We start from the raw sequence: 12,396 nt of genomic DNA, 5'->3' as shown, positions 1-12,396 counted from the left end.
CGCAGGCCGCCATATGAGCGGAAAAACCGTTGTTTTTCAAGGAACTACTCACGAACGCGCAGCGTTCAGGCACTAAAACGAGTCAATTTCGCCGTTTTCTATAGTACGGCGGATTGGGAAAGTATTAATTAAACATCCCGATGGTAGACTGAATCACGGTAAAAATAATGATCGGCTTGAGGAGCCGAATACATATCCGGAAAAAAATCTGAGCCTGCCCTGCCCCGTCGATCTGCGCGGCCTCATAGATATCCCCGCTGATTCCCTGCATACCGGCAAGATAGATGACCATATTCCAGCCGGTCCATTTCCATGCAAACATGCAGATCACCGCTACCTTGATGAGCGAGCCGTCGCCGCCGAGCCAGTTGACCTTCTCTCCTCCCAGCAAAGACACAAACCAGTTGATCACACCGTAGTTGTTCCCGAACATCTGCTGAAATACAATGGAAATCGCGACTGAGCTTGTGACCATCGGCATGAAATAAACCGTCTTGAAAAGGTTCTTCCCCCGCACCAGCTTTGCGTTGAGAACGAATGCCAGCGTGAGCCCGCCCAGAAGAATCGGGATATGCGCGATAATTCCAATCAGCAGCGTGTTGTACAGCGCTTTCCAGAACAGCGGATCCCTGCATATATTGATGTAATTCGTGAATGCCACAAAGTGCATTGCCGAGAGACCGTCCCAGCGGAAAAAGCTCAGATAGAATCCGTAGGCGATAGGGAACAGTCCGAAAATGGCAAAGAGAATAAAGAACGGCGCAATGTAAACATATGCCACCTTATACTCTTTCCATATCCTTTTTATGCTCATGCTCCTCCTCCCGGCCGATGATCCCGGCGTATCATGCCGCGTCTATTTATTCCAGACCCCCGCGTCCTTCAGCGTCTGAATCTGCTGCTCCCGGATCTCCTTTGCCGCCGTCTCAATATTAGAGGCCAACAGGCTCCGAATCCCCTCCGCGTCAAGTCCTTCCTCCAGTCCCTGATTGACGGAGGTGAAAATTTGTCCCTCTGCCGTGGTATCCATCTGCGTCGTGTAGACCGGCTCCAGCTTCTCCGCCAGAGACGCCCAGAGAGCCTTGGTCTTCTGTCCGCCGAAGTACGGGTCCTCCTCGGCATAGATCGGATCGTCATAAGCCGGCGTATAGGCCGGGAAATAATCCACCGCCGCGAACATGGCGTTCTGCCCCTCGCTTGTGGCCACCATATACTGAATAAACGCCCACGCCGCCGCCTTGTTTTTACTCTGCTCCGGGATGGCAAGGAAAGATCCGCCCCAGTTTTTCACACCAATCCCCGCCGGAAGATTGGCGGCTGCCCAGTGTCCGGCCCCATTCGGATCGATATCCGTCTTGAGAAAGCCGCCGAACCATGCGCCGGAGGCCACCGAGGCGATCGTTCCGTCCGCATAGGCCGCATAAGCCTCCGTCGACCACATATCGACATTCATATCAAGTCCCTCTGCACGGAATTTAATAATGGTATTCAGGCAGTCGATATCGCCCTCTCTCTCCAGCTTCAGATTGAGATCCTCATCATAATAGTCGCGGTTCTGAAAAAGAAGCTGATAAAAATAAGAGGCATCCGGGACAAACCATGCGCCGGTCTTTTCCTTCACCTGCTCCGCGGCCGAAAGAACCCCGTCCCATGTGGAGAGAATTTTGTCCACCTCGACAGGATCCGTCGGCAGCCCTGCCTTCTCAAAAATATCTGTGCGGTAAAAAAGCGTCGTCGGTCCGATATCCCATGGGATCAACCTCATGGCTGTTCCGTCGTCCGATATGCACTGATCCCACTTGAACGAAACAAAGTCATTCCGGTAATTCTGCGCCCCGCAGGTATTCAGATCCGCCAGTGCGGTCGAATTGCGGTACTGTGCGACATATGCCCCCTCAACCATCGCGACGTCCGGCGCACCGGAACCAGCCGCCAGAGATGTCTGAAGATTCTGATGATGCGCCGAGGTGTCCGTGAACTGAAGCTCTACATGAATATTCGGATATTCCTCCTGAAACCCGGCCATTGCCGCTTCAAAGGCATCGTCTCCGGACGGCCAGCCGCCGACCACGATATCCGCTTTCATATTTTTGTCGATTTCTCCCGCGGCGGCAGCCTGCTCCCCGCCCGCCGCGGACGCGCTCTCCGACGTCTCCGCCGCTTCACCGCAGCCTGTGGCGATCGACGCCGCCATCGCCAAGATCAGCAACATTGTCGTGACTTTTACATGTCGTCTCATCGTTTCCCCCTTTTGTTTTGAAACTATAATATTTCAGACGAAGCGCCGTTTCCTTTCGTCTGCGCCTCCCCTCCCGAATCAGCGGAGCCTCCGGACGGAATCGCCCTCGTGTATCACTCCCTTCACCCGGCTGAAATAATGAAGCCTTTGCCCCTCGATACGACGCACCAGCGTATCGACCATCTTTTCTCCGTACAGCCGAAAATCCGGACCGACGCTGACCAGACGCGGAACGGATGTCATGCTCCGGTACGATCCGTCGAAGCTGACGATGGAGATGTCATCCGGCACATGTTTTCCGTTCTGCTCCAGTGCCTGAATGAGGCCGACGGCAAATTCATCATTGAACGCCACGATCGCCGTCGCTTCCAGCCCTCTCTCCAGCAGAATACGGATTGCTTCTCTGGCCTTATTGTTATAAGTTTCCTCATTCAGCCATTCCGTGGCGCCGCTGTCATAATCGGCGATCATGATCCCCTCAGAATCGCTTGCTGAAGTGTCCAGATAATAGTCGCGCAGCCGTTCCCCCAGCAACGGCTCCATCAGTTGCTTCCACACCACGGTCCGGCAGTTAGGGTTCTGATAGCCATAGGGGCCGGCATAGGCAATCCTGCGATGTCCCCGCTTCCTCAGATAGCGGATGAGCAGCTCCATACTCCCCTCAATATCCCATTCCACGATCGGAACCGACTGCGACAACGTCTCCAGATTCCCGAAGCTCGCTCCGACGACCGGCAGAAAATAGTTTTTTCCGTAGGTTTCCAGATACCGACGGACGAAGAACTCATTCTGCAGCAGAATCCCGTCCACCATGGCGCCGCGGATGTGATCGAATGTGACATTGGCGTTGATCATCGCCATATAACCGCGTTTCCGTGCCGCCTCCACCATCCCGTAGTAGAGGTCGATGTTGAAGGAATTGTGAAGATCCTTGCAGTAGTAGAGTATCTGTCCGGTACGCCGCTGCTGCAAGGACATGGCGACCGGATGCGGGATATAATTATGCTCCTCCGCAAGCCGCAGTATCTTCGCTTTCTTCTCCGCCGCCACATAGCCGCTGTTGTTCAGCGCACGGGACACGACAGAAACTGAGACGCCGGCCATTTCCGCAATATCTTTCCTTGTCATGTGCTTTGTATTCATGCTTTGTTTCATTCGCAGGAGCTGTCCTCTCCTGTCTGCATTATGCGGTTTCTTTTCATGTATTGGCAATATATTTATGTATGGTCGCGAGTCCATATTTCTCTTTTTTGTGTATTTTGTACAGCTTTATTCATCTGCATTCCGATCCTGTTTTCACGGCTCCGCCCGCACCGGAGTATTGGAAGTGACGCGCGGAATACGCTATAATACTGCTGTCTGCAGGCAGCACTCCCGTCTGCCGGGCCCCGGAAAAAAAGGGACAGGCATCGGCACGTACTCCAGCTCTACGCGAATGCTCGCCGGGTCAGACCGCTTTTTCTCAATTCTATGTTCGAGACTTTCCTGCGAGGTAATCCATGGCGGAAGAATACATTGTCGAAATGAGGCATATCACCAAGCGCTTCCCCGGCATCGTCGCCAACGACGACGTGACGATTCAGGTAAAAAAAGGTGAGATCTATGCGCTTCTCGGAGAAAACGGCGCCGGAAAGAGCACGCTGATGAGCATGCTCTTCGGCATGTACGAGCCGGACGAGGGCGAAATTCTGATCCGCGGGAAAAAGGAAAGCATCAGCAGTCCCTCCTACGCGACCAGCCTCAGCATCGGCATGGTGCACCAGCATTTCAAGCTGGTGTCCAACTATACCATCACAGAAAATATCATCCTCGGAATCGAGCCGAAACGGAAAGCGCTCGGCCTCTTCCCCTGCGTCGATATCCGGGCGGCGAACGCGCGTGTTGCCGAGCTGTCCCGCCGGTACGGCCTCGAGGTAGACCCCACGGCCGTGATCCGCGACATCAACGTCTCCACAAAGCAGCGCATTGAAATTCTCAAGATGCTCTACCGCGAGGCGGAAATTCTGATCTTTGACGAGCCGACCGCCGTGCTGACCCCGCAGGAGATCGACTCTCTCCTTGACATCCTGCGCCGTCTCCGGGACGGGGGAAAGACCATCATCCTCATCACGCACAAGCTCGACGAGATCCGCCGCGTCGCCGACCGCTGCGCCATTCTGCGGCGAGGGCGCCTGATCGACGTCCGAGACGTCGCCTCCACCGACACGAAAGAAATGGCGAATCTCATGGTCGGACGCGAGGTCTCTCTCTCTCTGGGGAAAGCCCCGGCGCAGCCCGGGGAAGTCGTTCTCGATGTGAATCAGCTCTGCGTCAGAAATTCCGACGGCGTCGAAATTGTAAGAAATGTTTCTTTTCAGATCCGTTCCGGCGAAATCTTTGCCATTGCGGGGGTCTCCGGCAACGGGCAGACCGAAATTGCCGACGCGATCGCGGGGCTCGCCCGGATCTCCGGCGGCTCCGTCCGGATATGCGGCACGGACATCGCTCAGCTTTCGGTCCGTGGACGCAAGGAAATCGGCCTTTCCTATATTCCGGAGGACCGGCAGAGCGTAGGACTGATTCTGGATTTCCGCCTGGAGGACGATCTCGCGCTCCGGGAATACTACCGCCGTCCGTTCTCCCGTTCCGGCGTGCTGAACCGGGAGCAGATCGCGTCCTACGGCGAAGCGCTGATACAAAAATATGACATCCGCTGCGCCGCCGGCGGCTCCACATGGGTCCGCTCTATGAGCGGCGGGAATCAGCAGAAAGCGATCGTCGGACGGGAAATCGAGCAGGACGCGCCGCTCACCATCTTTGTCCAGCCCACACGCGGTCTGGACATCGGCGCCATCGAGAATATCCACCGTCAGATCCTCGAGCAGCGCGACCGTGGAAAAGCCGTTCTTCTGATTTCCCTCGAACTGGATGAGGTCATGGAGCTGGCCGATACCATCGGCGTCATTTACCGCGGTGAGCTTGGCAGAATCGCCCCCGCCTCGGAGCTTACCGCCTCCGATGTCGGAGAATTTATGATGGGTGTGCACAGGGAGGCTGTCTCATGAACGATCGCAAAAATGTTATCCGGATCGCGCTGATCGCCATTCTGATCAGCCTCCTTGCCGGCGCCGTCGTCATACTGGCTCTCGGCAAAAATCCTCTCTCCGCCTACTATAACCTGCTGCAGGGCTGCGGCCTTGCGCCCAAGGCCAAATACGCGGGGAGCAAATCCCAGCTTGCCGATTTCAGCAGCTTTGTGGATTTCTGGACGCCGATGATCTTTGCCGCGCTCTCCTGCGCAGTCGCCATGAAAGCCGGTCTTTTCAACATCGGCATTTCCGGACAGATGCTGGTCGCGGGCTTTATCTCTTCCGTCACGATCGGGTACAGCTCGCTTTCCGCGCCCGTTGCGAAGCCGCTTGTCATTCTCCTGTCCGCCGCCGCGGGCACGGCAGTCGGCTCACTGATCGGCTATCTGAAATATCGCTTCAACATCAACGAAGTGGTATCCTCGATCATGCTGAATTATATTGCCAGCTATGTCATCAGTTTTTTCATCAACACCTTCTTCGTGGACCCCGTTTCGCGGCAGAGCCGAAATATCGGAGACAACGCAAGGCTGACCTTCCACCAGATCAATCTCGGAGGCATCAAATACGATCTTCCCATCGGTTTTCTTCTTGCTGTCGCCGCCGTGATCATCATCCGTTTTCTCCTCGAGCGCACCGTTCTGGGCTACGAGCTGCGGGCCGTCGGACTGAACCGCACTGCCTCCCGCTACGCGGGGATACGCGTCGGCAGCAGCATTGTGAAGTCCATGGCCATCTCCGGGCTGCTTGCCGGCATTGCCGGGGCCACCTATTATCTCGGTTACTTTGCCTCTATCCAGCCCAAGACACTGGTTTCCGTCGGCTACGATTCCATCGCGGTATGCCTCCTCGGCAATTCAGACCCGGCCGGAATCCTCGCCTCCTCCTTTCTGATCGACATCATCACGAAAGGCTCGACCTATATGAGCTCGCAGGCAGGGCTGGAATCGGAAATCGCCGCCGTCATCACCGGCCTTATTCTTCTGGCCTCTGCCTGCAGCAGCTATTTCCTCGGGCTCTTCATTCGCGGCAAAGAACACCGAAAATCCACGGTTCCGACACCCGCCCGCAAAAAGTCCGCACATAAGGAGTAAGGAGATCGCCCCATGAACATCATTCACAACATCATCATCGACGGCATGAGCTTTGCTCTTCCCCTGTTCATCATGGCCATCGGCGGCATCTACTCCGAGCGCAGCGGCATCACCAATCTGGCACTTGAAGGCCTGCAGGGTATGGGCGCCTTCGTCGGCGGCCTCACGGCATATTGTCTCACACTTTATTTTGGAGCCGATTCCCGTATCCCCTATGCCGCGGCAATGCTGTGCGCCATGCTGGGCGGCGCGGCATACGCGGCGCTTCACGGGCTGCTCTGCATCCGCTTCCGAGCCAATCAGGTGATCAGCGGCGTCGTCATCAACATCCTCGGCATGGCACTGACCAGCTTTCTGACCAAAACCATCAACCGGAATGTGTTCGGCGAGGCCTCGGACAAGTTCATTCTCGGCGTCTCCGCGTGCTATACGATACCGGGTCTCTCAAAGATCCCGGTGCTGGGTGCATTTTTCACCAATGTCTATCCTTTCGAGCCCCTGATTCTTGTGATCGCCCTGATTGCGTGGTATTTTCTCTATCGAACCTCTTTCGGTCTGCGTCTGCGCGCCTGCGGAGACAATCCGCACGCCGTCGACGCCGCGGGCGGCAGTGTCGCAGCGACCCGTTTCATCGCCGTCATGGTGTCCGGCGCGCTCTCCGGTCTGGCCGGCATATGCTTCGCCTATTCGATCTCCGGCAAATTTTCCAGTGATATCTATGTAGGCTACGGGTATCTCGCCATCGCCGCCTATATCTTCGGCAACTGGAATCTCCTGCCCTCTCTGGCGGCCTGTCTCATTTTCGGCTTTGCCAGATCCGGCGGCTATCAGCTTGTGCAGCAGCTCGGCATGCCGAGCTCCTATTCCGACCTCGTCATGACGCTCCCCTACATCCTGACGCTGTTTCTGCTGATCTTTCTCTCCAAAAACAATCAGGCGCCGCGAGCATTGGGCGAAATCTACGATAAAGCGAAGCGCTGACACACTGCTGCGCCTGCGCCGATTTTCCCGTTACAGCCAGAGAGCCGTCTCTGCCTCCGCTTTTATCAGCGCAATCTGTCTGAAGCCATAGGTCACTCCGATGGCTTTTTATCCCTTTCCCCTTCTGTTACTCTCCTTCTCTTTTCATGGTAATCTGCATTGTGATCGGTACGCCCATTACGACCTCCCCCTCTGCCATCGAGCCGGAGGCTGAACCAAAGGACGGGTCAAATTTTATTTTGGTCGGGAACATGTTCCAGAACGACGTCGTAGGTATGGATATGCCCGTCTGCTCGTCCGTGTGCGTTTCTATTTTTTTATTTCCCATCCCGATGAAGGTATTGGATACCTGATCAAAGGTTCCCTTCAGGCACTCCTCCGGTCCGGTGTGCTCCATGTCAAGCGACATGCTGAAATCATCGCCGATGATCGTCATATGCTGCGCAAAACGTATCTCCATGCTCCCATCCGCATAGAGAACTACCTTCGCAGGAAATGTATCCGTCGTGCCATAGCAGTCGACCGTCGTCATGCTATAGGTGCCTCCGACCTCATCCGTCTGCGGCGCCTCCGGCTGCTCTTCCGCCTCTTCGGACGCTTCCTCTGACAAAAATCCATCCTGCGTCCCTGTTTCCTCGAAATCTTGCTCAACGGGCGTGCTGCTGTCCGGTGTATTCTTCTCCTCCGGGTCCTTCCCGTATGTTTCATAGCCCGGGAGGAATTCGCCGTCCTTTTTTATCTGCACTCCATCCTTGAAAACATTGCCTTCCCCATCCGAAGTGTAGACTCCCTCCGGTGTCGTGAAGCTTCCGCTGCCATCCGGTCTGCTGACGATCTCTATCCCCTCTTTCGAATCCGTGATAGTCGTGAGGATTCCGCCGCCACCCGGTCTGACAACAATCTCCAGTCCCTCTTCCGAATCCGTGAAATCAGCGGATACGATGTCCCCGTCCTCATCGTATGAAGCGTTCCACCGAACGGCATCCGTTTTCAGCTCCACGAGCCGGCCTTTACTGTCCGTAACCATAGTTTCGCCTGTCGTGGGATTTCTGAACGCCATCGCGTGGCTGTTTCCGTCGAACCAGAGGGTCGAGCCATCTGCACTGTTCCACTGCTGTACATTCTTCTCAATTGCCGTGGGTTTCTCTCCTTTGTCACGGACAATGCTCCATTCGTGCTCATATTTGTCTCCATCCGGAGTGGCCGTGTAGCCGTAAGTGGTCTCTCTTGTTCCGGCAGGCGTCCTGTCAGCCCCGAGGATAGCGGTCGTATTTCGTTCAAAGACACTATGTGTCCCATCCGGATCCTTTATTTCTAAAGTTTCCTGCAGCCCGTCTTTGCTGCGCGGAGAGCCGGAGATTGTATAATCCAATATTCGCCCGCTCGGGGCGACTGTAACCATATGGCTCTCTTCCGCGCTGTATGTAAGCGACGCGCCGTTCGGCCCCCTTATCGCTCCCTCCTCAAAATCTCCGTCCTCATCCGCAGTGATTCTCTCATTGCTCCCGACAAAGCCTATACCGGTCCTTTCCCCTTCGGCGTCGTATTCGATCACGAGGCCGTAATTCTCGTAGGTTTCAGAAGAGCTCCCATCCGTATTGATACAGGTCGTGATCCCATTCTTATCCGTATAGGAACGCCTGCCATCCTTATATTCTGTTGCAGACTCGCCGTCCGTAGTTCGCACGGTGTAATTTCCTTCGCTGTCCTTGAAATGCCTGTTTCCCCTGTAATCTACACCCTCTACACTGCCGTCGCTGTATTCTGTCACTACACTTCCGCTGTCAAATACAGTCGTTACCTGACCATCTGGTCCCTTAAACTCCGTATACTCACCGTCCCATATATCATCCGGTACCGAAGATACCTCACCATCTGCGGGCACATTCGAATCGTCAGACGACAGCCCCGCGGATTCTTTCCTCTCCCCATCGGTCTTGGGAGATTCTGCATGGACAGGCTGCACCGCCAATGCCACGGCAAGAAAAACGCTCCAGAACACGGCAACAGCTTTTTTCATTTACCCTCACCTCCTGCCCGGCGGCCAAATATTTTGTCCAGCTTTTCCAGATCCTCCTGTACCCGCACAGGAGGGATCTTCTCCTTCTCTTTTTCTATCAGATCGGCACCGGCCCCCTTCGGAATCAGGGAATAGACCGCTTCCGCCGCCTCATAGTTTCCTGCTTTCTCCAGCTTTCTCGCATAATCCAGTATCGTGCCCGCCTGTTCTGCTTCATAGGTCTGTTCCGCTTTTCCCTTAAACTGTTCCCCTCGGAAAAAGGTAAAATACAATGCTGCACAGCTTCCCGAGACCAGCAAAACAATAACGAGCGCAATCACGCCGATCTTTTTCTTTCCGTTTTTTTCCTTCCGGACAGGAGCAGTCTGAAAATCGCCTGACTTTGCCGCCTGTACCCTGGCAATTTGTTTTCCGCATTTGCTGCAGAACTTCGTTTTCGGCGTCAATTGTGCGCCGCAGTACCTACAGAATTTTGCCATTTCAATCCCCTTATTATGATGATTTCAGAAGCTAACTCGATATTCCTCTTTATAATGTCAAGTGATTTTTCCTTGAAAATCAAGGATTTTCAGTGTTATACCTCTACTGAATGAGCCGGAAGGATGGGCATCTCAAGGTATCTGGTCAATGATGGCTTCTGTAAGCTGCTTTCTGCTCTCGCATCTAAACGCCACCAGATCTGCGTTGTCAGCCCGATTCAGACTTCCACGATGCGTAAGAACAACATCCGGAGGACATCTACTTCATTTATTTTAACAGGATCGCTTCTGCCAATAAATCGAGCATCCTCAAATGGCCGTGCCAAATTTATGGCACAAGGCATGTTCTGGTCAAGCATTTTTGTAACCTTTATCAAAAGCTTTGATCAGGCGGAAGGTAAGGACCGTTGACAGAAAATCGCCGAAATCACTGCCTATCACAGCGTAGTCGTACTGCACCCGGGTCGCATCGAACTCACATGCGGACTTGTCATCAAGAATCGGAGGCTCGGTCATGTCTGACCAGCTGCAGTCCTCGGCGACGATCACGCCGTCGGAAACAAGGGAGGCAAAGCTGCTGCTCTCTCTTTCGCCGAAAATGCAGCGCCAGAAGTAAAATTCCCCTCCGGACTCGTTGTCCGCGAAGAAAAAGCCCCCTCTGCCGGAGCCGGTCATAACGCAGTTGAGGAACATCTCGCGTTCCTGCGCGGCATAGAGTTTCAGCGTGCCGTCCTCGCAGTCGCGGATCGTCGAATCGAAGCACGTGAGGAGCCCGCACTCATCTGCGCTGATGCCGTAGGCGCCGCAGCCGTAGAGATCCAGCCCGCAGAGCACGGTATCGCTGCAGAAGGTGAAATACAGCACGTCGCCGGCGCATTTATCGGCTTCGGTATGACCCATGGCAAGGTTCATAATGCCGGTACCGGAGCAGTTTTCAAAGTTTATAACGTCGGCATAGCGCGGGTCGGTCACGATCTCGGTATCCGCCGCGGAGCCGGACTCCGAGGCGATGGTGAACCCGCTCACGCCGGTGACGACGAGCTCCAGACCGTCGGCTACCTCGTCAATGCGCACAAATTCACGGCTCTCATTGAAATGCTCGCCCTCCTGCGCAAAAAGCTCAGAGAGCGTATCGCTCAGGTTATATTTGCCCGGAGCAAGCATGATCTGCGTATCCGGAGCAATGTTTTCAATCAGCTGCTCCATGCTCGAGGCATACACGGTCCGCCTGCCCGGCTCGACCCTGAACTGGCAGTCTTTGCCAATCACGAAGTTTCCGCGGCCCTTGAGCTCCTCATTGAGGTGCTGACTCTCCCAGCGGTCGAAAGTACAGTGCGCAAAGCGCGCGCCGCTCTCACTGCCGCGTGAGTAGTCAGCGGGAAGAAAACTGCTCCCCTCGTTCCCGGCGAACGCACAGCCGTCAAAAAGGACGAAAGAACCGCGGAGACTCAGCATATCATAGCCACCGTTGTCCCTGAACGTACAGTCCTCACAGGTGACGTCACTGCAGAAGATCATGTCAATGATACCGTAGCTGCAGTCGCGGATGATACAATCCTGGAGCGTAATGCCTGCCGTATGATCCGCCGCTACGCCATAGGTGCCGCAGCCGTAGAGATCGAGACCGTCCAGATTGATGTTCCGGCAATCATCGAACGCAAGCACCGCACCCTCACAGCTGCCTTTCTCGGTCGTGTGGCCGAAAGTGATGTTCTCGATCGCAATATCGGAACAGGCGTTGAAGTAGATCACGTCGGAATAGCGGGGCTCCGCCACGACCTCGGTCTTGCCGCCCTCCTCACCGCGGATCGTCAGATTCCCGACCCCCCTGATTTCGGCCTGCCAGCCGTCAGAACTGAAGCCGCGCACAATGTAGTCCGAGATGTCGTCGGGAGCCTCATGGAGATACTCTGTGAGGTTGTAGACGCCAGGCGCAAGTTCGATGACCGCGCCCGGAGCGATCGCTTCGAGAAATTCACCTGCCGTACTGACATAGAGCGTTTCGTCCTCCGGTGCGGGTTCCTCCGACGGGGCAGGGGGATCTGACGAAGCGGGGAGAGCCTCCGGAATTGACGAGACAGCCCCGGACTCCTGCGCCGGCATCCCGGCAGGTTCGTCTATTTGGGAAGCAGCGCCGCATCTGATAAGCCACAAAAGCAGTGCAGGCACGAGCGCAAATGTACAACAGATTCGCATTCTCTTCATCCTTCGTTATCCTTTGCTGTTTGCTGAATATAAACACGTCTCTCCTGCAAGAATAAAACTCTGTTCCTGATATACTCTACAATACCATGTCCGCAGTCAGATGTTTGATGCGCAATCATATTTCTTATTATTTACTCATCTGCATACACGCACTTGATGTTCCAATATCGGCATGGTATCCTACCTGTCTTTCGGACTTGAGAAAAAAAGTAGTGCTAAACCACGGTTTAGAACCTGTGGTTTAGCATTTTATTTATGGCCTCATTTCCGAGAAAATATGATGTCAGAGGAAGACCGGTTTCAGAAGCTA

The 12,396-nt window shown here is 54.8% G+C and carries 9 protein-coding genes; 3 read left to right on the top strand and 6 right to left on the bottom strand.

Annotated elements, in window-relative coordinates:
- Positions 1–124 precede the first annotated feature (124 nt).
- The 3 genes from E0E20_RS13525 to E0E20_RS13515 all read right to left on the bottom strand — a co-directional run bounded on the left by E0E20_RS13525 (position 125) and on the right by E0E20_RS13515 (position 3,394).
- Positions 125–814: a carbohydrate ABC transporter permease gene (locus E0E20_RS13525; protein WP_130838701.1), complete on the bottom strand. Its 690-nt coding sequence runs from the start codon at positions 812–814 to the stop codon at positions 125–127.
- Between the two features lie 42 nt (positions 815–856).
- A complete protein-coding gene (locus E0E20_RS13520) occupies positions 857–2,239 on the bottom strand; it encodes an ABC transporter substrate-binding protein (RefSeq protein WP_130838700.1) in 1,383 nt (460 codons plus the stop codon).
- A 78-nt stretch (positions 2,240–2,317) separates the two neighbouring features.
- A complete protein-coding gene (locus E0E20_RS13515) occupies positions 2,318–3,394 on the bottom strand; it encodes a LacI family DNA-binding transcriptional regulator (protein ID WP_165444118.1) in 1,077 nt (358 codons plus the stop codon).
- A 344-nt stretch (positions 3,395–3,738) separates the two neighbouring features.
- On the opposite strand from E0E20_RS13515, the gene E0E20_RS13510 reads away from it, so the two are divergent.
- Genes E0E20_RS13510 through E0E20_RS13500 form a run of 3 tightly spaced genes read left to right on the top strand, consistent with a single transcriptional unit; the run spans position 3,739 to position 7,382 of the window.
- On the top strand, positions 3,739–5,283 hold the full coding sequence (locus E0E20_RS13510; RefSeq protein ID WP_130838698.1) for an ABC transporter ATP-binding protein: 1,545 nt from the start codon (positions 3,739–3,741) through the stop codon (positions 5,281–5,283).
- A complete protein-coding gene (locus E0E20_RS13505; protein WP_130838697.1) occupies positions 5,280–6,401 on the top strand; it encodes an ABC transporter permease in 1,122 nt (373 codons plus the stop codon). The genes E0E20_RS13510 and E0E20_RS13505 overlap by 4 nt, the downstream gene beginning before the upstream one ends.
- A gap of 12 nt (positions 6,402–6,413) precedes the next feature.
- Complete coding sequence (locus tag E0E20_RS13500) at positions 6,414–7,382, top strand: ABC transporter permease (RefSeq protein ID WP_242622808.1); 969 nt, start codon at positions 6,414–6,416, stop codon at positions 7,380–7,382.
- Between the two features lie 127 nt (positions 7,383–7,509).
- On the opposite strand, the gene E0E20_RS13980 is transcribed toward E0E20_RS13500, so the two are convergent.
- The 3 genes from E0E20_RS13980 to E0E20_RS13485 all read right to left on the bottom strand — a co-directional run bounded on the left by E0E20_RS13980 (position 7,510) and on the right by E0E20_RS13485 (position 11,984).
- Positions 7,510–9,402: a hypothetical protein gene (locus E0E20_RS13980; protein WP_165444117.1), complete on the bottom strand. Its 1,893-nt coding sequence runs from the start codon at positions 9,400–9,402 to the stop codon at positions 7,510–7,512.
- Positions 9,399–9,881: a zinc-ribbon domain-containing protein gene (locus tag E0E20_RS13490; protein WP_130838696.1), complete on the bottom strand. Its 483-nt coding sequence runs from the start codon at positions 9,879–9,881 to the stop codon at positions 9,399–9,401. Before E0E20_RS13490 ends, E0E20_RS13980 begins: the two co-directional genes overlap by 4 nt.
- Positions 9,882–10,232: 351 nt before the next feature.
- Positions 10,233–11,984: a right-handed parallel beta-helix repeat-containing protein gene (locus tag E0E20_RS13485; protein WP_165444116.1), complete on the bottom strand. Its 1,752-nt coding sequence runs from the start codon at positions 11,982–11,984 to the stop codon at positions 10,233–10,235.
- Between the last annotated feature and the right edge of the window lie 412 nt (positions 11,985–12,396).

The organism is Lachnoclostridium sp. Marseille-P6806 (genome assembly GCF_900625025.1).
Taxonomy (GTDB): domain Bacteria; phylum Bacillota; class Clostridia; order Lachnospirales; family Lachnospiraceae; genus CAG-791.
Note: the sequence above shows the minus strand (reverse complement) of the source record. Positions and strands in the feature narration are given on the sequence as shown.